Origin of the sequence: Flavobacterium oreochromis (assembly GCF_019565455.1) — a bacterium.
Lineage (GTDB): Bacteria > Bacteroidota > Bacteroidia > Flavobacteriales > Flavobacteriaceae > Flavobacterium > Flavobacterium oreochromis.
Genome location: NZ_CP067377.1, coordinates 25,151 through 49,941, shown reverse-complemented (window position 1 = coordinate 49,941; position 24,791 = coordinate 25,151). Strand labels below are relative to the sequence as shown.

The following is a 24,791-nucleotide window of genomic DNA, read 5'->3' as shown; positions in this document are numbered from 1 at the left end:
GTATGAGCAATTACACAAAATATCTTACACTAATTATCTTTTCATTATTTTTTAATAATACAACAGCACAAAGCTCTAAATACAAATGTATGTTACAAATGACAAACTATGTCGGAGAAGGAGCTTATGTAGTAGTTTCGTTAATAAACCCAAAAGGACAGTATGAAAAGACCTTGTATGTTATGGGAGATGATAAAAAATGGTATAAAGAGATAAAAGAATGGTATAAATTTTATAATAAAAGAACTAAAGTAGACGCTAAAACAGGAGCCTCTATAGCAGGAGGAGATAGAAGTGTAACTATCTTAGAAATAGAGGATGCCAAGCTAAACTCTGGCTATAAAATTCGTTTTGAATCAGCAGTAGAAAATCAAAAATACCATGTTACAGACCTAGAATTTCCATTAACTACAGAAGCCTTATTAAACAAAGTAGAAGGAAAAGGATATATTCGTTTTGTTAAGTTAAATAAAATTTAGTTTAGCCATGACCTTATCTATTTGGCGTTGGGCTCATTTTACTTTAGCTATTATTACTGCTGTGTTTTTAGTTATAGCTTCAGTTACAGGAGCTATTTTAGCTATTGACTCTATAAGTCAAGAAATACCATCATCCTATAAAGCTTCTAATTTTAAAAACATTCATTTAGATCATGTAATAGATTTAGTAAAAAAAGAATTTATAGAAGTAAATGAATTAACCGTTACTCCAAGTCATACTGTAATAGTAAAAGGGTTAGATGATCAAGCTAATGAAGTTAATGCCTATATAAATCCAAATACAGGTAAAATAATAGGAAACCTAAAGAAACAATCAGAATGGATAAAATGGATAACATCTTTACATAGATCACTTTTTTTACATCAAACAGGAAGAATTATTTTAGGTATTAATGCTTTCCTCTTATTTATTATAACCTGTACAGGAATAATTTTGCTGCTAAAACGTCAAAATGGTTTTAAAGGATTTATAAAAAGATTAAAAAAGATCATTGGTATTCTTACCTTCATGTACTATTAAGTCGTTGGATGATTATTCCTATTTGGATTATAGCATTAACAGGAACTTTTTTAACGATTTATAATCTTAATGTATTTGAAAAAAAGACAGTTATAAATCATAAAAGTATTATTTCAAAGAAGCCAATTTCAGAAAGACAAATTAAAGATTTCCCAATTTTTAAAACTCTTTTATTATCCGATGTACAAAAAATAGAATTTCCATTTACAGATGAAGTAGAAGAACATTTTACTTTAAAATTAAATGATCGAGAAATTTTAGTTAATCAATGGGATGGAAGTATTCTTAGTGAAGTAGAAATATCTAAATGGATTAGATTAGAAAAACTTAGTTTAGATTTACATACAGGTAGAGGGACTATTCTTTGGTCACTCATATTATTAGCAACCGTAATGAGTATTTTATTCTTTATTACGTCTGGTTTCATTATATCCTATAAACGTTTGCGATATAAAGAAGTAAATAAATATCCTTTAGTAGATAGTGAATTAATCATTTTGGTTGGATCTGAAAATGGAAATACTATGCGATTTGCTACTACAGTTCACCGTCAATTTTTAAAACAAGGGATAAAGTCTTTTATTACATCTATTAACCAATACCAAGTATTTCCCAGTGCACATACTATTTTAGTTTTTACTTCTACATATGGCGATGGTAATGCCCCGTCAAATGCTTATCATTTTGAAGAACTACTTTTAAAATACAAACAATTAACTATGATAAAAACAGCTGTAGTAGGTTTTGGCTCTAGTCAATATGTTAATTTTTGTGGATATGCTAAAAAAGTAGAACAATTATTAAAAAAACAAACCTGGAATCAAACACTACTAGATCTGCATACAATTGATCAGCAGTCAATGGTTAATTGGTTACAATGGATATCAAGTTGGAACGCTGTTAGTAACAATCATTTAAGTACCCTAGAAAATAGTTATTTAAATAAAGAAGAAGAAGGTATTTTATTCAAAGTAATTGCCAAAACAGAAGTAGAAAATAACTGTTCTAATTTTATATTAATTCTTTCACCTCTAAAAAAAAATAAATATCAATCAGGTGATCTGTTAGCTATTTATCCAGAATTATCTTCAAAAGAACGATTGTATTCTATAGGGAAAATAGATGATACAATCCAATTAATGGTTAAGTTACATTCTAATGGATTGGGATCTGGATTTTTATATCAATTAAAAGAAGGACAAGTTTTAAGAGGAATAATTCTACGGAATCCTAAATTTTATTTGCCTCAAGACAAAAAAGTTATAATGATTGCTAATGGTACAGGAATAGCACCTTTTATGGGAATGATAGCAGAATCTGTTACTAAACATTCTTTGTATTTATATGCAGGTTTTAGAGAAGAAAGTACATTTGTTAAAAAACTACAAGATCAAGCAGAAGGATATAAAAAGCAAGGAAAATTAGAGCAATTTAGATTTGCTTTCTCTAGAACAGGAAATCGTTATCATGTAACTGATTTAGTAAACCAAGATTTAGAATTTATATTAAAGTTATTACAAGAAGGAAATGTTCTGATGATTTGCGGTTCAATAGCTATGTTGAAAGATATAGAAGAACTGTTAGAAAATTATATTATAAAACAGACAGCAGACGATTTGAATTTTTATAAATCTAAAGGACAAATTTTAACTGATTGTTATTGATGAATAGAGTTGTTTTTTTATTTTTTTTTGTTTCATTGACTGTACAGACACAAGTTCAAAGACATCGAGCTGTTACCCTTATGGGAAGCCGATTTGATATAACAATAGTAGAAAAGGATAGTATATTAGCAGAAAGAAGAATAGATGAAGCTATAGTAGAAATTGATCGGATAGAAAATTTAATTTCAGAATGGCGTCCTGAAACTCAAGTTTCAAAAATAAATCAGTATGCAGGAGTGCAGCCTGTAAAAGTAGATACAGAAGTAATTCAACTTACAAAATCAGCCTTGTTTTTTTCTGAAATTACAAAAGGCGCTTTTGATATAAGTATAGTTGCAATGGATAAAATTTGGAAATTTGATGGTAGTATGACAGTTATGCCAACAGAAATAACCATAAAAAAATCAATAGAAAAAGTAAATTATAAAAATATAGTTATTGATACTTTAGCTTCTACTATCTTTTTAAAAGAAAAAGGAATGAAAATAGGTTTTGGCTCTATAGGTAAAGGTTATGCAGCAGATCGAGCACGTATGATGTTAGAATCAAAAGGAGTTATAGGAGGGATTATCAATGCGTCAGGTGATTTGAGTACTTGGGGAAAACAAGTAAATGGTAAACTATGGACTATTGGAATAACAAACCCTTTTGATAAAGAAGAGTTTGTAGAGATAGTAAAGCTAGGACGTTATGCTGTAACCACTTCAGGGAATTATGAAAAATATGCCGAAATAGGTGGTAAACGTTATGCACATATTATCAATCCTAAAACAGGGTACCCAAGTCAAGGAATTTGTAGTGCTACTGTTTTTGGTCCAAGTGCAGAAGTTGCTAATGGATTTAGTACATCTATCATGGTTTTAGGCATTACAGAAGGAATGAAGTTGTTAGCTGACTATCCTGATTATTCATGTGTTTTAGTTACTGATAAAGGAAAGGTTTTTAGATCTAAAAATTTTAAGAAAATAAAAAGCTAGATACTATTGATTTTTGATCATAAATTAATTTTTTAAAAGTCATGAGCAAATTTAAAATTTCTAACTATTAGTGCAACAATGATGCTATTGATCTCTAAAAGAAGGAAATTCAAGACAACGGAGCTACAGAAATAAAAAGATAATGAATAAAAGGAGCTTGTATGATAAGACATCCTAAAAATATTACAGATGCATAAGTCATTATAAGAATCATAACATACTACTGGATCAATTTAATGATTTTATCCTAGAATGTGCTGTTGATATGGATGCAAATCTAGTGTGTACTTATAAAAATATACCTGTAGTAGTATTTTTTACTACAGAATTTAAAAGTTTTTAATAAATTATGTAGCTTCAAATAATGCTTGTTATAAGGGAAGTAAAAAAACTAAATTAAGGGTATTTGCCTAAAAAAGGTGATTTTAAATACAGAGATAATGTACTTTATCTAATTAATTGGGTAGTACTTTTGAGAAGTTTACTTATTTAATTTGTGGTTATAAAAAAATCTAGTTGATAAGTCAGCTGTTAGCAGTTTTATTATCCTTTTATAATATAGAAAATGATAAAAATACACAGTATCCAAAAAGTAAAAATCAACGTACCACTTGTCATTGCAACCCAAGGGGGCTGAATAGGCGAAGCAAATTACATAATTTTGGACACTATCCTACAAAGTGTGTAAGTTAAAAAGTTTAGGCTTGGATTTTATAATCTGAGCCTTTTTTCAAATATAAGATTAAATTGGTTTAAAACAATACCCCAATTTTGTATTGGCATCGACCATTTTTTAGTTGCTTCTTTTAAGGCAAGGTAAACCGATTTTATTACCGCCTCATCTGTTGGAAACGACATTTTGTTTTTGGTGTACTTGCGAATTTTCCCATTAAGATTTTCAATTAAATTTGTGGTATAAATAATTTTGCGGATTTCTAACGGGAAGTCAAAAAAGATGGTTAATTCGTCCCAATTTTCCCTCCAAGATTTGATAGCATATCCATATTTAGATTCCCATTTTTGAGCAAAATCTTCTAGAGCTAACTCGGCGGCTTGTTTTGTTGGTGCTGTATAGACTAGTTTCATGTCGGTTGTAAATTGCTTTTTATCTTTCCATACGACATATCTACAAGTATTTCTTATTTGGTGAACCACACAAATCTGTGTTTGTGATTCAGGAAAAACAGAACGTATGGTTTGAGTAAATCCGTTTAAATTATCGGTAGCCGTTATTAAAATATCTTCCACTCCGCGGGCTTTTAAATCGGTTAAAACACTCATCCAGAAGCTTGAACTTTCATTCTTACCTAACCACATACCAAGAACTTCTTTTCGTCCTTCATGATTAAGTCCTACTGCTAAATAGATAGTTTTATTGATTACTTTTGAGTTTTCACGAACTTTGAAAACAATTCCATCCATCCAAACAATTAAGTAAACTTCATCTAATGGTCTGTTTTGCCAGGTTACTATCTCACTTGCTACTGCATTAGTAATTCTTGAAATGGTAGAAGTTGAAATGTCAAAATTATACATTTCTTTGATTTGCTCTTCAATATCACTAACACTCATTCCTTTAGCATAAAATGAAATGATAACATTCTCTAAACCATCAATAATATTATGTCTTTTAGGGACTAAAACAGGTTCAAAACTACCTTCTCTATCTCTTGGGACTTTAATTTGATCTTCTCCAAAGGAAGTCTTAATCTTCTTGGTTCCATGACCATTACGATAATTGCCGTCAGAGGTTTTTTGATGTTTTTCGGTATCTAAGTGAGCATCTAGTTCGGCATTGAGCATGTGTTCTACTGCTCGTTTATGCATTTGCTTAAAAAAGGAAGATAAATCTTCTCCATTTTTAAAGGATTTAAAAAAATCCTTGTTGTTTAATAAGTCTTCTTTGTCTATCATAACTATGTAAATATATAAAACGTTAAAAAGTTATTTCCGAAAAATTTTAGCTCTTTTAAGCGAGCTAATTTTTCAGAATAACTTTTTAACTTACACAGTTTGTGTTATACTGCCTAATTTGATTAAGACTCCTCCTTTGGCAGGAGTTAGAAGTAACGTGTTGATTTTTACTTTTTGGACAATCTCTTTCTCTAGAATTGTGAAAAATTAAAATTCTAATTTTTTTCTTCTTAACTCAAAATTTTGTCCTAGGTATACCCTACGTACCATTTCATCCTCTACTAATTCTTCAGGTACACCCGCTTTTAGAATACCTCCTTCAAACATTAAGTAGGTTTTGTCTGTAATGGCTAATGTTTCTTGTACGTTATGGTCTGTTATCAAAATGCCAATATTTTTGTTTTTTAATTTGGCGACAATGCGTTGAATATCTTCTACAGCTACTGGGTCAACACCAGCAAAGGGTTCATCTAATAAAATAAATTTAGGATCTGTTGCTAAGCATCTTGCAATTTCCGTTCTACGACGTTCTCCTCCTGAAAGTAAATCGCCGCGATTAGTACGAATATGATTCAAAGAAAACTCTTCTATAAGAGCCTCCATTTTTTCTTCTTGCTCGTCTTTAGTTAGATTCGTTAATTGTAAAACACTCATAATGTTATCTTCGATACTCATTTTTCTAAATACTGAGGCCTCTTGAGCAAGATAACCAATCCCATTTTGAGCTCTTTTATACATTGGAAAATCAGTAATATTCATATCGTCTAAGTAAATATTGCCTGAATTAGGTTTTACAAGACCTACAATCATGTAGAAAGAAGTGGTTTTACCTGCACCATTTGGACCTAAAAGGCCGACAATTTCACCTTGATTTACTTCAACGGATATTCCTTTTACTACGGATCTTTTTTTATATGTTTTAACTAAGTTGTCTGCTCTTAATATCATTCTTTTGAATTATGAGATTTTAATTGTGAATGTAATTTAGTAAATACTATTACTTAAAGGCTTTTTCTAACTTTATTTTAACCAGTCTGAAATTACTACTCTTGTCTGTTGTTGTTGCTTGCTTCTAAGGCTTCCCAGAACTCATATGCTCTTCTTAAATGCGGAATTACAATGGTTCCTCCAACAAGTGTTGCAACACTCATAGCTTCCATCATTTCTGCTTTGTTAATTCCTAAATTGTAACAGGTTTCCAAGTGGTATTTAATACAATCATCACAGCGTAAAACAGCAGATGCAACGAGTCCCATTAATTCCTTTGTCTTAACATCAAGAGCTCCTTCTGTATACGTATTTGTATCTAGATTAAAAATTCGTTTGATGACCTTGTTGTCATCACCTAATATTTTTCGTTCATTTTAGAACGGTAGTCATTAAAATCTTTTACTAAATCAGCCATTTTGTTCTTTTAGTTGGTTCTTATATACAATTCTAGAAATAAGTATACTCATTTCATAAATTAAAAGCATAGGTACAGCCACTGTTACTTGACTGACAACATCAGGAGGAGTAACAATAGCAGCTATAATTAATACGATTACAATAGCGTATTTTCGCGTATTTTGTAAAAAACTAGGTTTAATTAATCCTAATTTAGTTAGTAGATAGATGATAATTGGCATTTCAAAGAATATTCCACCAGCTAATACAGATGTTTTGACCATTCCAATATAAGAGTCAAGATCAATATCATTTTTTACTACGTTGCTTATAGAAAAAGAAGCTAAAAAGTTTACTGACATAGGAACAATTACGTAGTAGCCAAATAAAACACCTGTAAAAAATAAGATAGAAGCTGAAATAATAAATAGCTTAGCATATTTTTTTCATTATCATATAGAGCAGGGCTAATAAAACGCCATAATTCCCATATTATATAAGGAAAACCAAGTATAAAGCCAGCCGTAATACACATCCATATGAAAACATTAACTTGTCCTTCCATACTTGTGTTTTGAATGGTAAAAGGAAGCTCTTCAATACAAATTGTATCAGCAAAACCAAGAAAGTGTGAAGCATCACAAAAAAAGCGATACGTTACAAACTCTACTCGAGTAGGACCAAAAATGATTTGATCAAATATGAAATCAGCAAAAAGAAAACTACGATTGCTAATATGACAATTGCAATAGTACTTCTTATAAGTAACCATCTAAGTTCTTCTAAATGGTCTAAAAAAGACATTTCTGATAAATTTTTCTTCGCCATTTATATAATCCCTTCTTTTAAAATATCATGTATATGTAATATACCCACGTAATTCCCTTTTTCTTCAACTACTAGTTGAGTGATTGAAAAGTCTTCCATTGTATGGAAAGCATCTATTACCATGGCATCTAAAGCAATTGTTTTTGGGGTTTGAGTCATAATATCTTTTGCTTTTAACCCAGAGATAGTTTCAGTTGTGTTTAACATTCGTCGGATATCTCCATCTGTAATAATTCCTATTAGCTGTTTGTTGCCTTCTATTACGGCTGTTACACCAAGTCTTTTTTCTGATATTTCAACAATTACATCTTTTATAGGTGAGTCAGGATGAACAAAAGGTTTATGTGTTCGGTCTAATAAATCACTAACTCGCAGCAAAAGCTTTTTACCCAATGCTCCACCAGGATGATATTTAGCAAAATCTTCACTCTTAAAATCTCTTTTTGCATTAGACAAATAGCTAAAGCATCTCCTAGTACTAGTTGAGCCGTAGTACTATTAGTTGGAGCTAAATTATTAGGGCAAGATTCTTTACTTACATAAGCGTGTAACACGAGATCAGATTCTTTACCTAAAAAGAATGAAGGTTAGCCGTCATTCCTATTAATTGGTTCCCAAAACGTTTTAGTAAAGGAACTAATACTTTTATTTCAGGACTATTTCCGCTTTTTGATATACAAATGATAACATCGCCATCTTGTACCATACCTAAATCACCATGTATGGCTTCAGAGGCATGTAAAAACATAGAAGGTGTTCCTGTAGAGTTAAATGTGGCAACCATTTTTTGAGCAATGATAGCACTTTTTCCAATACCTGTAACAATTAGTCTGCCTTTTGCATTATATATAAGTTCTACTGCTTCAGCAAAATCATCGGTTAGATAGTTTACTAGGTTTGCTATAGCTTCACTTTGTTCTAATAATGAGGCTTTAGCAGTCGAAAGAATGGTGTCTTTGGTAGTCAAAACAAGGGTCTCTTTTAAAAATTTGTACAATGGTAAAGAAATTTGTATCTTTATGTAAGTGCAAATTTATAAAAATACCTAGTTGAAAGGATTTTTTATTTGATTGAAATTTTATTAATTTTGTTTAAAATTTCCCAAAAATATACAAACACATTTTTTTTTACTAGTTGGGGATAGTATAAAAGCTGTTTGGTTTTCATCGTTTCGTAAATTTATCAATAGAAAATAGTTGAAGAATGAGTTCTGACCCAATTGATTTACACAAAGAGTTAAAGAAGTATTTTGGATTTAGCCAGTTTAAAGGATTACAAGAACAAGTAGTGAGGAGTATCGTATCTGGAGAAAATACTTTTGTTATTATGCCTACAGGTGGCGGAAAGTCATTATGTTATCAGTTACCTGCGCTAATCCAAGATGGTGTGGCTATAGTTGTTTCACCTCTGATTGCATTAATGAAAAATCAGGTAGATGCCCTCAGGAGCTTAGGCTCAGGGGATGCCATTGCGCACGTTCTTAATTCTTCATTAAATAAAACAGAAATTAATCAAGTTAAGAAAGATATAGCATCTGGTTTGACCAAATTGTTATATGTAGCACCTGAATCTTTAACTAAAGATGAGTATATTGAATTTTTAAAAGAACACAAGATTTCTTTTGTGGCTATTGATGAAGCTCATTGTATTTCAGAATGGGGACATGATTTTAGACCTGAATATAGAAATTTAAGAAACATAATTAGAGCTTTAGGTGAAATACCTATTATTGGGTTAACAGCTACAGCTACCCCTAAAGTACAAGAAGATATTCTTAAAAATTTAGAAATGTCGGATGCTAATGTCTTTAAAGCATCGTTTAATCGTCCTAACTTGTTTTACGAAGTACGAACAAAAACTAAAAATGTAGAAGCGGATATTATTCGTTTTATAAAACAACATAAAGGGAAATCAGGAGTTATTTATTGCCTTTCTAGAAAAAAAAGTCGAGGATATTGCTGAAGTGTTAAAAGTTAATGGTATTTCAGCTGTTCCATATCATGCAGGACTTGATGCTAAAACGAGGGCGAAACACCAAGATATGTTCTTGATGGAAGAGGTAGATGTAGTTGTGGCTACTATTGCCTTTGGTATGGGGATTGATAAGCCAGATGTGCGCTTTGTTATTCATCATGATATACCTAAATCTTTAGAAAGTTATTATCAAGAAACGGGAAGGGCTGGAAGAGATGGAGGAGAAGGTCATTGCTTAGCTTATTATTCCTATAAAGATGTTGAAAAATTAGAAAAATTTATGGCAGGTAAACCTGTAGCAGAGCAAGAAGTAGGTTTTGCTTTATTACAAGAGGTTGTTTCTTATGCAGAAACATCTATGTCTCGTCGTAAGTTTTTACTGCATTATTTTGGTGAAACATTTGATAATGAAACAGGGGATGGAGGAGATATGGATGATAATATGCGTAATCCTAAAAAGAAATCAGAAGCCCAAGAGAACGTTGTTAAATTATTAGAAACTATTCGCGATACAAAAGAAATTTATAAAGCAAAAGAAATAATTTTAGCTTTAATAGGTAAAGTAAATGCAGTTATTAAAGCTCACAAAACGGATGCTCAGCCATTTTTTGGAAAAGGAAAAGATCAGGATGAGAAATATTGGATGGCATTGATTCGACAAGTGATGGTTGATGGTTATATTCGTAAAGATATTGAGACTTATGGTGTTTTAAAGATGACTGATAAAGCCTATGAGTATCTAAAAACGCCAGTATCTTTTATGATGACAGAAGATCATGAATTTCATGAAAGTGAAGATGATGCAATAGTTACTGCTGCTAAATCTTCAGGTACAGCGGATGAGGTCTTAATGGCTATGTTAGTTGATTTACGTAAAAAAGTAGGTAAAAAGAAGGAGTTCCCCCATATGTTGTTTTTCAGGAATTTTCATTAGAAGATATGGCTTTGAAATACCCTGTAACTATTACTGAATTAAGTAATATTCAAGGTGTAGGTGAAGGAAAAGCAAAAAAATATGGAAAAGCATTTGTGGATCTTATTGCTAAATATGTAGAGGAAAATGAAATTATAAGACCAGACGATCTAGTTGTTAAATCTACCGGGGCTAACTCAGGATTGAAGCTCTATATTATTCAAAATATAGATAGAAAACTCCCCTTAGATGATATTGCTAAAGCCAAAGGTTTAGATATGGATGCTTTGTTAAAAGAAATGGAGCAGATTGTTTATTCGGGTACTAAATTAAATATCAGCTATTGGATTGATGATATATTAGATGAGGATCAACAAGAAGAAATTCATGATTATTTTATGGATTCTGAATCAGATAAAATTCAAGACGCTTTAGATGAATTTGATGGAGATTATGATACAGAAGAATTACGACTTATGCGAATTAAGTTTATTAGTGAGGTAGCAAATTAAGTAGTGAAAAATAATATTTATAAAGCGGAATAGAGTAGGTCTATTCCGCTTTTTTTATTGTTATAGGGTTTGATTTAGATTTAGTTGTGGGGTGTTTAAAAAGTTTTTTTTTATTAGTTTAAGAATCATTTAATAAATTTTGGCATGGGTTAATTTGAAGAAATGAAATGATTTTCTTGTTTTCAGTCAAAACTAATATTTAGCCTTTTGTATTGTAATGTTTAATCATTTATTTCTTGGTTTAATTTATAAATGAGAAAATCATTTTTAAAAACTCTGTTTGTCTTCTCTTTAAAAGTGTTTTTGGCTGTCCTTATGGTCATTTGTTGTTTATGCGTTAATGTCTTTCCTTTTAATATATTTTGATAAATCAATAAGAAATGTTGTAAAGCTCTGTTTGAACAATGTATCAAGTTTTAGTGGCTTTTTTGTTGTAATGGTTGTTTTTAAAACTTCGATTGTGTTTTCTTTTTTTTGTATCGTTAGTTTTATTGTAGTTCTAATTTTCTTGTGATAAGTATCTGTTGTGAAGGAAGGATAATACGTTTTATTGTTTAGTATAGATGATGTTGTTTGTGAATATTTATTTCTCAGAACTTATTTTGATGAAATAGAAATAAAAAGAGGTTACTCATTTTGAATAACCTCTTTAAGTGACCCCGCTGGGGCTCGAACCCAGGACCCCATCATTAAAAGTGATGTGCTCTACCAACTGAGCTACGGAGTCAATTTTTTATCAATATGTAGTGACCCCGCTGGGGCTCGAACCCAGGACCCCATCATTAAAAGTGATGTGCTCTACCAACTGAGCTACGGAGTCAATTTTTTTAATTTTTAATTTAATTTTGTGGTGACCATGATGGGACTCGAACCCATACGTCTTGCGACACCACCCCCTCAAGATGGCGAGTCTACCAATTCCTCCACATGGCCATTGAGAATGAAAAAGCCAAACTGAGGTTTGGCTTTAGTGACCCCGCTGGGGCTCAGACCCAGGACCCCATCATTAAAAGTGATGTGCTCTACCAACTGAGCTACGGAGTCAATTTTTTATCAATATGTAGTGACCCCGCTGGGGCTCAGAACCCAGGACCCCATCATTAAAAGTGATGTGCTCTACCAACTGAGCTACGGAGTCATGCTTAAAGAAATATTGTTTTTTGTTTAGTGACCCCGCTGGGGCTCGAACCCAGGACCCCATCATTAAAAGTGATGTGCTCTACCAACTGAGCTACGGAGTCAAAAATATTTCTTGTTTGCGGGTGCAAATATATTACCTTATTTTTGATTTTTCAAAGAAAAGAGGGGTTTATTTCTGTTTTTCTTTGTTATTTTTTGTAAGTAATTGATTTTTAAATTGTTTTGTATGGGTAAAATTGTGCTAGTTGGTTATATGGGGTCAGGTAAATCAAGTATTGGGAAAATTTTAGCTGATAGGTTATCGTTAGAATTTGTAGATTTAGATGATCTGATAGTTAAAGAAACAGGGAAAACTATAAAAGAAATTTTTGAAACTGATGGGGAAATTTATTTTCGTAAGTTAGAACATACGGTTTTTAAAAAACAATTACTCAAAAAGAATCTTTTGTTTTAAGCTTGGGAGGAGGTACTCCTTGTTATGCAGGAAATCATCTATTATTACAACAAGAAGATGTGTTATCTGTTTATTTAAAAGCTTCAATTGATTTGCTGGTTACTCGTTTAGTTAAAGAAGCGGATAAAAGACCTTTGATAGCAAACTTGAATAAAGAAGAAATGAAAGAGTTTGTGGCAAAACACTTATTCGACAGAAACTATTATTACAATAGCTGTAAAAAAATAATTTCTGTCGATAATAAGAATTTAGAAGAGGTTTGTAAAGAATTGATTGCTCTTTATTCTAAATAAGCATATTGATTGTTGTTCTCAAATACCACATGAACATGTTCTAAGATAGAAGTTGATAGAGAAATTCCTTTAAAATCAGCTTTTATAGGGTATTTTTTATGGTTGCGATCTACAAGTACAGCTGTTTTAAATTTCTGAAGAGGAACTTCTAAAAAATGCTTTACTCCATATATAAGGGTGGTTCCTGTATTAAGTACATCGTCTACTAGTACAAGTCCTTTATTACTATATTGTTCTTTTAGTAAACTTGTTTGTATAGGAGAGCTAGGATTTTTTTTGTCTATTCTTACTTCACAAAATTGAATAGATAAAGGTGTGATTTCTTTTAGAATACCCACTAATTTTTGAGCTAATATACTTCCATTTCCTTGTATACCTGCAATAATTATTTCTTCTTCCTCAATAAAAGTTTCGTATATCTGATATGCAATACGTTTGATTTTAAATTCTATTTCTTTATTATTAAGAATAATATTTGTGTCCATTTGTATTGTTATTTTTTTGTAAATATAAAAAAGAGTTCTTTACCTTGTCTTGGTTTAATTGAATTGTAAGCCGTTTCTAATGTTTTTATATTGAAATGAGGTGAAAATAAAGTTTGATATTCTTCTTTTGAACCACCAAAAGGAGGGCTTTCGCTTGTTAAAGGAAACTCAAATAATAAACCTGCTATTTTGCCTTGTGGAATTAATAAAGAATTCATTTTTAATACGTATTCTTTTCGCAAAGAAGGAGAAAGTGCACAAAAAAAAGTTTGTTCTATAATTAGGTCGTAATGATCTTTATGTGAGAAAAAATCCTCACATATAATTTGATGATTGGGTACTTTAGGTAGCCTTTTTTTGATGTTTTTAATAGGTGTTTGGGCATAATCAAGAACATGAGTGTTTTTAAAACCTTTCTGAATTAAATACTCAAATTCATATGAGTTTCCTCCTCCGGGAATTAGAATTTTAAGATCTTTATTTTTTAATTGATCAATATAAGATTTTAGAGGTTGAGTAATGGAGCCAACATCCCAACCTATTTCATTTTTTAGATATCGATTTTCCCAATAATTATTATTCAGATTCATCTTCAAATTCATTTTCAAAATCTAACTCAAATTCGTCTAGATCACGACGATCTTTTTTGGTAGGTCTACCTTCTCCATATTTTCTATAATGAGCTTTAGAAAGTTTAAGCATTTCTAGATGAGCAAATGCTTCTTCTGGTGTTTCATCTCTTCTGTATATGTCTACTAGTTTTGCGCCTACTCGGTTTGCAGGGATATCTAAAACTTGAATGCTATAGGTAATCTGGTCTTTTCTAAAAGTAACTTTGTCTCCAGGAAAAACTTCTTTAGAAGGCTTAGCTGTAATTCCATTTACTGTTATTTGGTTTTTTTTACAGGCTTCGGTTACCATGTTGCGAGTTTTGTAATATCGTACACACCATAAATATTTATCAATACGCATAAAATCAAAAATCTTAGTTAAATTAGTATACAAAAATAATTCAAAATTGTATCTTGCGTGCAAATTTTAGAAAAGAATGAGTAAAATTAATAGATTGATAGGAGTTGTGTTATTTGTCACTTCTCTGGTGTCTTGTAATAAGAGTGATACGCCAAGTTTAACACCTCCTAAGCCATATTCAGAACAGATACCAGGAGAAATTCTAACAATCGAAAAGTTTTTTGAAGATTATCACATGGATGTAGATGCGGATAAAAACATTGAATTTGTAAAGAGAACAGGTTCTAAAGCAAATTTAGCTTCTATAAAAGATCAGTACGCTCCTAAATTTAAAATTGTACGTTACAATGATTATGATTTTAAAGTGTACTATATCAATCATAATGGAGGTGAAGAATTAAAGCCTGAACTAGCAAGAACACCTTGTCCTGTAGATTCTGTTTTAGTAACCTACCAAGGTATGTTGTTAAATGAAAAAACAGGTTTTGATCAAGAAAAAATCTCTTTTAATAAATACCAATCATTTGATCAGGCGCAAAATCCAGTTCGTTTAGATTTAGATAAGGTAATAGTAGGTTGGACAAGAATGCTATCCTTAATGACTCCAGGAACTATTACTGTTGATCCTGTTACTAACGTTCAAAGTTTTAAAGATTTTGGAGCTGCAGTATTGTTTTTACCATCAGGGTTAGGATACTATGCTAATTCACAGGCTAATATACCTGCTTATTCTCCTTTAATTTTTAATGTTAAGTTAATTTCAATGAAAAGAAAAGATCATGATTTTGATGGTTTTACTACTCTTCAGGAAGAATACAGTTTTGATATGTTAAATTTAAATGCTCCTTGGATTAATTTGAAGTTAGACACAGATGGAGATGGATACCCTAACTATCTAGATCGTGATGATGATAATGATGGGATATTTACAAAGGATGAAGCAATAGGAGATGATAATCATAATGGTATTCCAAACCATTTAGATAAAGAAGATAGAAGAAGAAAATAATAAGCTATCATTAGAATAAAAAGAGGCTTCCTAAGAAAAATGGATAGCCTCTTTTTTATTTTTATTCAGTTTCTAATAGCCAATTTTTGAAATCATAAAAATTCTGAGGTGATACTCCATGACCTACAGGGTATTCTTTGTAAACATTTTTAATTCCCAAATTGTTTAGTATAGGTTGTGCTTTGCGTGCCCATTCTACAGGAACAACTTGGTCTACATTACCATGTGAAGCAAATATTTGTAAATTGTTAAAGATATTCTGATCATAATCTTCTATTGCAATTTCTTGATTAAAATAACCACTTATGCCAACTATTCGCTGGATTTTGTTAGGGTATGATAACGCAGTAGCATAACTTAAAATACATCCTTGACTAAAACCAATTAGTGTTACCTTATTAGAATCTATAGGGTAATTGGCTATTAATTCATCAATAAAGTTACTTATTAATTCTCTTGAACTACGAGCTTGATCTAAATCTGAAAACTTGTTTTCATCTGCATCAAAATTAATAGCATACCAGGCATAAGCATTAGGCATTAAATGATAAGGAGCACGAGCAGATATTACGTAATAGTGATCTGGAAGTTCAGAAGCAAATGAAAATAAATCTTCTTCATTGCTTCCATATCCATGTAATAGTAAGAGCAAAGGGTTTTTGTTTTTTTTAACTTTGGGTTCCTTAACGAGATGGTATAAAGATAGGTTCATTAGATAGTTTTAAAAATTTTTTGAAATAAAGTTCCTAATAAAGGTAATGGGCGAGATTCTCCTTTGCTTGCAGTGTATAAACCATAAAAGCTTAATAACGAGATGAAAACCCACATACTTATTGTTGCCATTGGAATACTAAAATTTGATAGCATCAGTCCTAATGCTATAAAAGTGACTGTTAAGCCTAAGCCTTGTCTTACATGAAAAGAACCAAATTGAGTTTTATCTTCTCCGCTATTCATTGATAATCCAATAAGCGGTCCAACTATTAGTATATAACTTATTATAGCTGTATTTTTTCCTTTTTTAATATCGTTTGAGTCTGTATTCATTATTCGTTTTTAATAAATTGGTTGTTGTTAATAATTCCAATTACTTTTCCTTTCATAGGCTGGTTTATAAAGGCGGAGTTTTTAGATTTAGATAGAATATTTTCTTTTAGGAAAATCCAGTTTTTATTAGGACTGAAAAGTGTTAGATTGGCTATTTCTCCTTCTTTTATGCTTGATTCTTCTATTTTAAAAACTTTTCGCCCCGATGTTAATTTTTCTACTATCACTTCCGTTGGAAAAATGGTTTCTAAAGCACTGTAGCAGCTTTCTAATCCTATTGTTCCATTTTTAGCTAAGTCAAACTCTAAGTTTTTGTTTTCAATATCTATAGGGTTGTGATCACTTGTAATGCAATCAATAGTATTGTCTAGAATACCTTCAATAAGGGCTTTACGATCTTTTTCTGTTCGTATAGGAGGTGTTACTCGGTAATTAGAATCAAAACTTGTTAGTATTTCGTCATTTAATATTAAATGATGAACAGATACACTGCAACTTACTTGTAACCCTTTCGTTTTTGCTTGTCTTATCAATTCGACAGAATAAGCTGTTGAAAGGGTTGGTATATGGAGTTTTCCTCCTGTATATTCTAAAATATATAAATTACGAGCTATAATTAATTCTTCTGCTAGAGAAGGAATTCCTTTTAAACCTAGTTGGGTAGAGATTATACCTTCGTTTACAATTCCTTTTCCTTTTATGTTACTATCCATAGAATAGGTAATAACTTTTCCATCAAAATCTTGTGTGTATTGAAGGGCTATTTTTAGGATGTTAGCATTGTCTAAATTTTTATTGTAATCACCAAAAGCAATAGCTCCTGTATTTTTCATGTCTACAAGTTCTGCCAAGTCATTTCCGTTGCTGTTTTTAGTAAGTGCTCCAATGGGGTATATATTTGTAGCACTCTGACTTGCTTTTTCTTTTACAAAATAGATTTGGGCTTGATTATCTAAAATAGGAGCAGAATTAGGTTGTAGTAAAATAGCAGTAAAACCTGATTTACTAGCTACTCGTAATCCATTGCTAATTGTTTCTCGATCTTCAAAGCCAGGCTCTCCTAAAGAAACACTTGTATCTATCCAGCCTTTTGAAATATGTAAGTCAGGGAACGTAATTTCTTCATAATCATTCGGAATAGGGAGGTTTTTTCCTATCTTTTCTATTTTTCCATTACTAATTTGAATATCAGTAATTTCTTTGTTTAGAGGGTGATTTTTTTCAATAATTCGAGCGTTACGGATAATTAAGTTCATTTTACAAATTTTTGAATGAGCAATTCGATGATCAAAAATAATAAGGCTAAAATAAGAAACCATTTCCAGATTTGTTGGTCAGTACGTTCAATCTGAAGAGTTTCAAAAAAATTATTTAAGCTATTGATAGTATTTATATTGTTTTTATTAGGGGGAGTTGTTAACTGACTTTCTTTACGATCGTAGTTAAAACTAATAGGATAAAGAGCTTTTTGATTTTGGGTAATTTGATAATTACCTGCTTTTTTAGGATTATCGCCACAACTAAATTTTAGTTTATTATCTAAAATTTGTTGGATAGGAATAAAATTTTCTTCTTTGTTTGTAATAGAAACGACTTTATCTTTGTTTAGTAGTACATCTATTATACTGGGTTTATTTTGTCCAATGGTTTGATATTGTATTCCATTTTTACTAGTAGAAACACCCATTTTGTAAAAAGTAGGAACAATTAAAGGGGCATTTTGAAAATTAGTATTTTCTTTATTTAAAGGAGCAGAGAAAATATATAAGACACCTGTATTTTTATATAATGTGTTTAAGAAAGAAGATTGATCTTCATATGTAAGCGCTTGAGATGTACTATTTTTTATCTCAAAAGATTGTTTTACACTTGGATATTGAAAATTATTTGTTCTTTTTTCAAATACATCAGCATATAAAGGATTTGAAAAGTCGATTTTGCTGATTTTCTTTTCTCGCTTTTGTAAATTGCCAAATTCAATGGTTGTAAAATTTTTTAAAAAAGCATTTAAATTAGAAGATTCTATTTTTTCAGATGGTATAATGACTAAACTTCCTCCTTTTTCTACGAACTTTTTCATGTTAGTGGGCATAGCCAAAGGGATGTGGTCTAATTCATTTAAAATAATACAGTCTTGATTTTCTATATTTCGATAATCTAATTGACTTACCGCAATATTTGAAAAAACAAATTCAGGTTGTGTGTAAATTCGAGTAAGAAAATTAGATTTTTGACTATCTCCTATACTGAGAACTTTTATAGTTTTAGGTTTTGAAAAGTTAAAGTAAAATGTGTTGTCAAAAGTTAAACTATTGTCATTTAATGAAATGTAACCGTTAAATGTTTCTTTTGGGATTGTAAATAATAAGGTTTGTTTATTTTTATTTAGAGGCATAATGGCCTTGGCAATTAAAGTATTTTGGTTATATAGTGAAACAGGAATTGATTTTGCTTCTTGAAAGTTAGAAGAAACTAATGCCCCAATTTCATAGAAATTATCAAATGTTTGATTTATGAAAACACTGTCAATAGCTGCATTTGTTGTTTTTTCAGCTTCAGGTATTAAAAAATAAGTTTTGTTATTTGCAGGTAATTTTGCTAAAGATTTTGTTTTTAAACCAAAAGCATCTGTGATAATTAAAATATCTTTCCCTGTGTTATTATTGTGTGATTTAGATTTAGCCAAACTATGTTCAAGTGAAAAAGGAACTGGACTGTAATTTAGATTCTGAAGATCTTTAGCAATTGCTTTTATATTAGTGTTCCAAAAATCAGTATCATTTGTTAACAAAGAAAAGTTCATTTCCTCAGGCACGTTTTTTAATAAATCTTGTACGGTTCGTTTTAGTAATTCTCCTTTTGTACCTTTTGCTTGCATACTAAAAGAATTGTCTAATAGTATAACAAGCTCATTATTTTTACCTGTTTGGTCTAATGCTTTAAAAAAAGGTTGAGCAAATGCAATGACCAAACTAGTTATTAGTAAAAGTCTTGTAGCTAGTAATAAAAATTTTTTGATTTTTGAACTTTTGCGTGTTTGAATAATTAATTCTTTTAGAAAACGAACATTTGTGAAGTATTCTTTTTAAACTTGCGTAATTGAAATAAATGCACAATTACTGGAATGATCAGTAAAAAAAGACAATATAGGATTTCAGGATGTTTAAATTGCATTTATATTTTGAGTTTGTCAAAGATACATTTTTAGATTGAATCTTAGAATAGATTAGGATGTTAATAGATTTATTAAAATAATTATTAAATACACATTAAAATTTAAGAAGAAAAAGCCCTTTTCTTTAATTTTTCTTTATAAAATTCTTTCTCTGCTATATAGATAGTTTTTGTAATTTCACAAAATATGATTTCTCCTGTTTTATTCGTGATATGTGTTACTTTAGTATGTTCTATTTCTTTATCTGTTTTTACCTTTTCAATAATTTCATTTATCTCTTCATTACTAAAATGAAAAGTAGCATAAACGTTTTCTCTTGCAGGTTTTTTTGAAACGGATAAAAGCTGTTTTATCCCATACAATATAATTGTCTTCTAAAAGGTACATTAATTGAGTCATAGGAATAGGATCAACGGCAGAAAAAGGCTACCCCCAAAAATAGAGCCAACATAATTTTTGTTTTTGTAATTATGAGGAATTTTTACATATATATTTTTTAAATCATTTGAAATATGGGTTATTCGAGCTGTGCTTCGTCTGTACATAGGAGATAAATTAAAACCATATTTTAAGAAAATATGAGGTTTTATAAATTTTTGCGCGAATTTAGATAGTTGTTGGTACATTTGGGGTTAATTCATTAAAATTAATTTAAAACAGTTTTAATTGTCAAAAATAAACTATTTTTGATTAATTTCCTTCCTTTAAAAATCAAATGGTCAGAAGATGTATCGTTTTTTTATAATTATATTCAGTTTTATTATAGGGATTAATGATGCTTCTGCACAACAAGTAGATGCTGTAAAAAGACTGAGTTAAAACTCCAAAAATCAAAACAGGCTCTCAAAGAATTGAATACAAAAGAGTCTATGAAATTAGCTCAAGAAGGATTATTAGAATCATTTCAGTTAAATAATAATTCCTTAAAGTCTAAAGCTTATATGGTTTTAGGTTGTAATTTTGTTGAATTTGCAGATAAAGAAAAGGCTAAGAATTATTTTTTTAAATCATTATATTATGCTAATCTAACGGAAGATGATACTCTTAAGAATTTAGTATACAATAATTTAGGAGCACTTTACTCTTATTATGAAAATGATTTTGAAAAGGGAATTGATTATTACAAAAAGGCTTAGTTTACACAGAAAAAATTAAAAAACCAATTCAAACGACTTATAACTCCCTTAATATAGCAGGAGCTTATGTTGATGAAGGTTACTATGAAGAAGCAATTCCCTTTTTAAAAAGGCTGCTTTAAATATGAAATATCATAAAGAAATTGAAGCTAGATTAACCTATAATGTTTTATGGGCTCGTTATTATAGCTATAAAAACCAAAAACGCAAAGCAGAGTATTTTTTTGAAAAATCAATTCAATGCGGGGTAACTCAAAAAGAAGATATATTAGATAGTTATTTGGCAGAAGTTTATAGTGATTATGCTGTGCATTTTGAAAAATTTACGGACTATAAAAAAGCTTTAAAATACCAAAAATTAAGTTCTGAATATAATAAGAAAGTTTATAGTCAAACGCGATCAGAATCAGTTAAAAACTATGAAGATGCTATTAAAATAAAAGAGTATGAAGGGCATATAAGTTATATTCAAAAGGAAAAAGAAGAAAAAGAACTGAGTCTTAAAAAAACCTACGTAATTATTGTTCTGTTTATGATTATCGTGGGATTTTTAATTGTTTTAGTCTACGTATTGTTTAAAAATAATCGTAGTAGACGCAAAAGTTTTATACGTTTACAAAGGATTAATAATGAATTAGAAAAAGCTAGAGATAAAGCAGAAGAATCTACCCGAATAAAATCACAATTTGTCTCAACTATTACACATGAATTAAGAACCCCTTTATATGGTGTTATAGGTATTTCTGATTTATTAGCAGATGAATACCCAGAAATAAGAAATAGTAAGTATTTAGAATCTTTAAAGTTTTCAGCTCAATACCTATTATCTTTAGTAAATGACGTTTTACAAATTTATAAAATAACCGAAAAGAAAATTATTTTAGAAAAAAGTAGTTTTAGCCTCTGGGATAAATTAGAAGCTATAAAAAATAGCTTTTATATGCAGTGTGTTAATACAAAAAATGAAATAAATTTAGATATTGATTACAATATACCCGAAAGAATTATAGGAGATGGTCTTAGACTTTCTCAAATATTAATGAATTTGATAAGTAATGCTCTTAAGTTTACAGAAAAAGGAACAGTAGATGTAAAAGTTAGATTAATTAATGAAATAGATAGTCAATTGTGTCTAGAATTTATTGTAAAAGATACAGGGATAGGGATAGCTAAAGAAAATCAAGAACGTATTTTTGAAGAATTTGTTCAAATAGAACGTCGAGAAGAAGACTATCAAGGTACAGGTTTAGGACTTCCTATTGTGAAAAAATTAGTAGCACTGTTTGGAGGGAGTATTTCTTTAGAAAGTGAAGAAGGAAAAGGGACAAAAGTGATTTTTCAATTAAATTTTGAAATAGATAATCAAGTTTTTTTACCTAATTTGTTTGTAGATAAAGAGGGAGATAGTGACTTTAAAATACTTTTAGCTGAAGATAATAAGATTAATCAAATAGTAACAGAAAAAATATTACAATCTTTTGGATATCAAGTTGTAATTGCTAATAATGGATTAGAAACAATAGAAGCATGTAAAAAAGAAATCTTTGATATTATTCTTTTAGATATTAACATGCCAATTTATGACGGATATGAAGCAGCTACACAAATTAGAAATTTAAATATTACTACTCCTATCATAGCTTTAACAGCTTTTGATAAATTTGAGATTTTTGATAAATGTAAAAATGCAGGAATGAATGATGTATTAGTAAAACCTTTTGAAAAAGAGGAGTTATTAGAAATGTTAAACCATTATAGAGTTAGAAAGTAAATATGTTGAACCCTTTTTTTAAATAAAAAGAGGCTGTCCAAAAAGTCCGCAATCTTGTTCATTTCGACCAAAGGGAGAAATTACATAGTATTGATTATAAGACTCCTCTTTACGTTGGAGTGATAAACTATGTGTTGGTTTTTTACTTTTAGGACAGCCTCTTCCATTCTTTAAGTTTAATTATTTTTTCTTTCGTTTTTCTGCGTTTTCGCTCAACAGCTCGATTTCTAGGAGCTGTTTTACGAGGTTTTCTTTTTCCAGGCCCACCTAAGTTTACTTTCTTATTTTTTTCTGATTTTTCTTGAAAAGCACTGTTTTCTGATATTTTAGGCTTTTTAAGCAAGTGTTTTATTTTTTGTTTTTCTTTTTCAGGACCTATTAATTGTGTTGAAATCTCTACATTTTCAGGAAACTCTAAAATAGGAATTTCAAGGTTCATTAGCATTTCAGCTTCTATTTTGATATCTTCTTCTCTAGGTGTAATAAAACTAATAGCAATACCTTCACTATCTGCACGTCCAGTTCTACCAATACGATGAATATATTGCTCTGGAATTTCGGGCATTTCAAAGTTTATGACATGTGTAATGTTGGAAATATCTAACCCTCTAGCCATTACATCAGTAGTAATAATACCTTTTATTTCGCCTCTTTGAAAAGAAGACATAGTAAGCAGACGATAATTTTGAGATTTATTAGAATGAATAATACCAAATTGTTCAGGGAATTCAACTTCAATTTTATCATGAAGCATATCTGCAATTTTTTTATTATTGACAAATATTAGAATTCTTTCTAAAGACTCATCTGTTTGTAATAACTGCTTTAATAAATTTACTTTAGTATTAAAGTTAGGAACATGATATGATAATTGTTGTATTTTTTCTATTGGAGTACCTGATTTAGAAAGTGTAATTTCTTCTGGAAAGTCAAAATAATCGTTTAGCATTTCATCTACTTCATCAGTCATAGTAGCAGAAAAAAGAATATTCTGGCGTTTAGATTTTAACATGCTTAAAATTGAAGTAATTTGAGGGCGAAAACCTAAATTTAGCATTTCATCAAATTCATCAATAACTAATTTGCTCACTTCTTGTAAAGATAAGACTCCATCTAAAGCTAGATCCATTACGCGTCCAGGAGTCCCAACTAGAATATCTATTCCTTGGTATACTTGATTTTTTTGAGTATTGATATTTACGCCTCCATAAATTCCTAAAGTTCGAACAGACATATATTGAGTGAGTTTTTCTATTTCATCCACTACTTGTACGACCAATTCTCTAGTAGGAACTAAGATCATCATTCGAGGATTATATGTTTGAGCAAATTTATATTGCTTTAGTAAAGGAAGTAAATAGGCGAAAGTCTTCCCAGTACCTGTTTGAGCAATTCCCATTACATCTCTACCAGACATGATTACATTAAATGATTTTTCTTGAATAGGAGTAGGAGTGACAAATTTTAATTCGTCTAATGCTTTTTGTAAGGATTTGGGTAAATTAAATTGCTCAAATGATGACATGTCTCTAATTATATTTTTTGCAAAGGTATTGTTTATAGTCGATATTTGTCAAATAAAGCCATAAAGTTCACTTGAAAAGTAATGTTTTTACAATATTTCAATCATATTCTACTATTGGTCTCAATAAAAATTATATCCTTTGAAAAAAATAAGTATTATGTTTAATGTCAACATATTATTGTACTTAACAAAAAGCTATGAAAGGTTCTGAATTTTGACTTATTAATTTATAGTAAAAATAATGGAGGATACTCAAAAAAACTACTCTTCTTAGTACTACTTTTTCATTCTCTGAGAGTCTTAAAAGCAGGAGATATTGCCAAGCACTTTTCCTTGTGCCTAAAAAATCATGATTAACATTAAAAAAAACTGAAGAAGGGAGTGTTTTTTTAGAGATACTCAATGCTGTGAAAAAGTTGGTTTTAACTATAAACAATATAGCCTGTCTGAAATAGGGATTATAATGAAAGAGAAAAGCTTAAATAAAGTTATATTTTTAAAAATCAGGCAGTTATTTTTTGATGTTTATAAAAGAATATAAAAGTTAAGTAATGGGAAGTTACATTATTCGGAATGTGATCAAAAACAAATAATTG

General features: G+C 30.1%; 19 protein-coding genes, 6 tRNA genes and 5 pseudogenes. 10 read left to right on the top strand and 20 right to left on the bottom strand.

What is annotated here, in order from left to right; genetic code table 11:
- Positions 1-2: 2 nt before the first annotated feature.
- The 4 genes from JJC03_RS00265 (at position 3) to JJC03_RS00250 (ending at position 3,661) form a co-directional block, all read left to right on the top strand.
- Complete coding sequence (locus JJC03_RS00265) at positions 3-479, top strand: DUF2271 domain-containing protein (protein ID WP_088399161.1); 477 nt, start codon at positions 3-5, stop codon at positions 477-479.
- Positions 480-486: 7 nt separating this feature from the next.
- On the top strand, positions 487-1,020 hold the full coding sequence (locus tag JJC03_RS00260; RefSeq protein ID WP_235873770.1) for a PepSY-associated TM helix domain-containing protein: 534 nt from the start codon (positions 487-489) through the stop codon (positions 1,018-1,020).
- A gap of 8 nt (positions 1,021-1,028) precedes the next feature.
- Positions 1,029-2,684: an NADPH cytochrome P450 oxidoreductase family protein gene (locus JJC03_RS00255; protein WP_235873769.1), complete on the top strand. Its 1,656-nt coding sequence runs from the start codon at positions 1,029-1,031 to the stop codon at positions 2,682-2,684.
- A gap of 80 nt (positions 2,685-2,764) precedes the next feature.
- On the top strand, positions 2,765-3,661 hold the full coding sequence (locus JJC03_RS00250) for an FAD:protein FMN transferase (protein ID WP_374226239.1): 897 nt from the start codon (positions 2,765-2,767) through the stop codon (positions 3,659-3,661).
- 711 nt (positions 3,662-4,372) lie between these two features.
- On the opposite strand, the gene JJC03_RS00245 is transcribed toward JJC03_RS00250, so the two are convergent.
- The 5 genes and pseudogenes from JJC03_RS00245 to JJC03_RS00225 form a co-directional block, all read right to left on the bottom strand.
- Positions 4,373-5,575 carry an IS256 family transposase gene (locus JJC03_RS00245; protein ID WP_235873768.1) on the bottom strand — a complete coding sequence of 401 codons (1,203 nt, stop codon included), beginning with the start codon at positions 5,573-5,575 and terminating at the stop codon, positions 4,373-4,375.
- A gap of 207 nt (positions 5,576-5,782) precedes the next feature.
- The gene (lptB, locus tag JJC03_RS00240; protein WP_088399169.1) at positions 5,783-6,523 is read right to left on the bottom strand and encodes an LPS export ABC transporter ATP-binding protein; all 741 of its coding nucleotides are present in this window, start codon (positions 6,521-6,523) and stop codon (positions 5,783-5,785) included.
- A gap of 95 nt (positions 6,524-6,618) precedes the next feature.
- Positions 6,619-6,980, bottom strand: a pseudogene (locus tag JJC03_RS00235) (carboxymuconolactone decarboxylase family protein).
- Positions 6,973-7,789 (bottom strand): annotated as a pseudogene (gene tatC, locus JJC03_RS00230) (twin-arginine translocase subunit TatC). Before tatC ends, JJC03_RS00235 begins: the two co-directional pseudogenes overlap by 8 nt.
- Positions 7,790-8,756, bottom strand: a pseudogene (locus tag JJC03_RS00225) (KpsF/GutQ family sugar-phosphate isomerase).
- A gap of 236 nt (positions 8,757-8,992) precedes the next feature.
- Here JJC03_RS00225 and recQ point away from each other — a divergent pair.
- A pseudogene (recQ, locus tag JJC03_RS00220) lies at positions 8,993-11,188 on the top strand (DNA helicase RecQ).
- 654 nt (positions 11,189-11,842) lie between these two features.
- Here the strand turns inward: recQ and JJC03_RS00215 are convergent.
- The 6 genes from JJC03_RS00215 to JJC03_RS00190 all read right to left on the bottom strand — a co-directional run bounded on the left by JJC03_RS00215 (position 11,843) and on the right by JJC03_RS00190 (position 12,429).
- A tRNA-Lys gene (locus tag JJC03_RS00215) sits at positions 11,843-11,915 on the bottom strand.
- 20 nt (positions 11,916-11,935) lie between these two features.
- Positions 11,936-12,008, bottom strand: a tRNA-Lys gene (locus tag JJC03_RS00210).
- A 28-nt stretch (positions 12,009-12,036) separates the two neighbouring features.
- Positions 12,037-12,121, bottom strand: a tRNA-Leu gene (locus JJC03_RS00205).
- A 38-nt stretch (positions 12,122-12,159) separates the two neighbouring features.
- Positions 12,160-12,232: transfer RNA gene (locus JJC03_RS00200), tRNA-Lys, on the bottom strand.
- Between the two features lie 20 nt (positions 12,233-12,252).
- Positions 12,253-12,326 (bottom strand) — tRNA-Lys (locus tag JJC03_RS00195).
- Positions 12,327-12,356: 30 nt separating this feature from the next.
- A tRNA-Lys gene (locus JJC03_RS00190) sits at positions 12,357-12,429 on the bottom strand.
- Between the two features lie 125 nt (positions 12,430-12,554).
- Here JJC03_RS00190 and JJC03_RS18460 point away from each other — a divergent pair.
- Both JJC03_RS18460 and JJC03_RS18455 read left to right on the top strand, forming a co-directional pair.
- Complete coding sequence (locus JJC03_RS18460) at positions 12,555-12,782, top strand: shikimate kinase (RefSeq protein ID WP_309597702.1); 228 nt, start codon at positions 12,555-12,557, stop codon at positions 12,780-12,782.
- A 2-nt stretch (positions 12,783-12,784) separates the two neighbouring features.
- Positions 12,785-13,075 carry a shikimate kinase gene (locus tag JJC03_RS18455; RefSeq protein ID WP_309597701.1) on the top strand — a complete coding sequence of 97 codons (291 nt, stop codon included), beginning with the start codon at positions 12,785-12,787 and terminating at the stop codon, positions 13,073-13,075.
- Here JJC03_RS18455 and JJC03_RS00180 read toward each other — a convergent pair.
- The 3 genes from JJC03_RS00180 to JJC03_RS00170 are packed head-to-tail and all read right to left on the bottom strand — an operon-like array spanning position 13,063 to position 14,532.
- Positions 13,063-13,560, bottom strand: a complete 498-nt coding sequence (locus JJC03_RS00180; protein WP_088400209.1) for a phosphoribosyltransferase domain-containing protein — start codon at positions 13,558-13,560, stop codon at positions 13,063-13,065. The two genes, JJC03_RS18455 and JJC03_RS00180, sit on opposite strands and share 13 nt — an antisense overlap.
- An 8-nt stretch (positions 13,561-13,568) precedes the next feature.
- Positions 13,569-14,150, bottom strand: a complete 582-nt coding sequence (locus JJC03_RS00175; protein WP_088445346.1) for a class I SAM-dependent methyltransferase — start codon at positions 14,148-14,150, stop codon at positions 13,569-13,571.
- Positions 14,137-14,532, bottom strand: a complete 396-nt coding sequence (locus JJC03_RS00170; RefSeq protein WP_088400205.1) for an RNA-binding S4 domain-containing protein — start codon at positions 14,530-14,532, stop codon at positions 14,137-14,139. Before JJC03_RS00170 ends, JJC03_RS00175 begins: the two co-directional genes overlap by 14 nt.
- Positions 14,533-14,608: 76 nt before the next feature.
- Here JJC03_RS00170 and JJC03_RS00165 point away from each other — a divergent pair, with 76 nt between their 5' ends.
- The gene (locus JJC03_RS00165) at positions 14,609-15,541 is read left to right on the top strand and encodes an FKBP-type peptidyl-prolyl cis-trans isomerase (protein ID WP_123867188.1); all 933 of its coding nucleotides are present in this window, start codon (positions 14,609-14,611) and stop codon (positions 15,539-15,541) included.
- 61 nt (positions 15,542-15,602) lie between these two features.
- On the opposite strand, the gene JJC03_RS00160 is transcribed toward JJC03_RS00165, so the two are convergent.
- The 5 genes and pseudogenes from JJC03_RS00160 to JJC03_RS18450 form a co-directional block, all read right to left on the bottom strand.
- The gene (locus JJC03_RS00160) at positions 15,603-16,253 is read right to left on the bottom strand and encodes an alpha/beta hydrolase (protein ID WP_235873767.1); all 651 of its coding nucleotides are present in this window, start codon (positions 16,251-16,253) and stop codon (positions 15,603-15,605) included.
- Positions 16,253-16,588, bottom strand: coding sequence for a hypothetical protein (locus tag JJC03_RS00155; RefSeq protein ID WP_088400199.1), 336 nt, complete (start codon positions 16,586-16,588; stop codon positions 16,253-16,255). Before JJC03_RS00155 ends, JJC03_RS00160 begins: the two co-directional genes overlap by 1 nt.
- Positions 16,588-17,844 carry a dihydroorotase gene (locus tag JJC03_RS00150; protein WP_088400215.1) on the bottom strand — a complete coding sequence of 419 codons (1,257 nt, stop codon included), beginning with the start codon at positions 17,842-17,844 and terminating at the stop codon, positions 16,588-16,590. Before JJC03_RS00150 ends, JJC03_RS00155 begins: the two co-directional genes overlap by 1 nt.
- Positions 17,841-19,762: pseudogene (locus JJC03_RS00145) on the bottom strand (BatA domain-containing protein). The gene JJC03_RS00150 and the pseudogene JJC03_RS00145 overlap by 4 nt, the downstream one beginning before the upstream one ends.
- 102 nt (positions 19,763-19,864) lie before the next feature.
- The gene (locus JJC03_RS18450; protein WP_309597700.1) at positions 19,865-20,125 is read right to left on the bottom strand and encodes a hypothetical protein; all 261 of its coding nucleotides are present in this window, start codon (positions 20,123-20,125) and stop codon (positions 19,865-19,867) included.
- Positions 20,126-20,614: 489 nt separating this feature from the next.
- On the opposite strand from JJC03_RS18450, the gene JJC03_RS00135 reads away from it, so the two are divergent.
- A complete protein-coding gene (locus tag JJC03_RS00135; protein ID WP_235873766.1) occupies positions 20,615-20,899 on the top strand; it encodes a hypothetical protein in 285 nt (94 codons plus the stop codon).
- Between the two features lie 124 nt (positions 20,900-21,023).
- Complete coding sequence (locus JJC03_RS00130; RefSeq protein ID WP_235873765.1) at positions 21,024-22,670, top strand: ATP-binding protein; 1,647 nt, start codon at positions 21,024-21,026, stop codon at positions 22,668-22,670.
- A gap of 148 nt (positions 22,671-22,818) precedes the next feature.
- Here JJC03_RS00130 and JJC03_RS00125 read toward each other — a convergent pair whose 3' ends face one another.
- A complete protein-coding gene (locus JJC03_RS00125; protein ID WP_235873764.1) occupies positions 22,819-24,195 on the bottom strand; it encodes a DEAD/DEAH box helicase in 1,377 nt (458 codons plus the stop codon).
- Positions 24,196-24,791 lie beyond the last annotated feature (596 nt).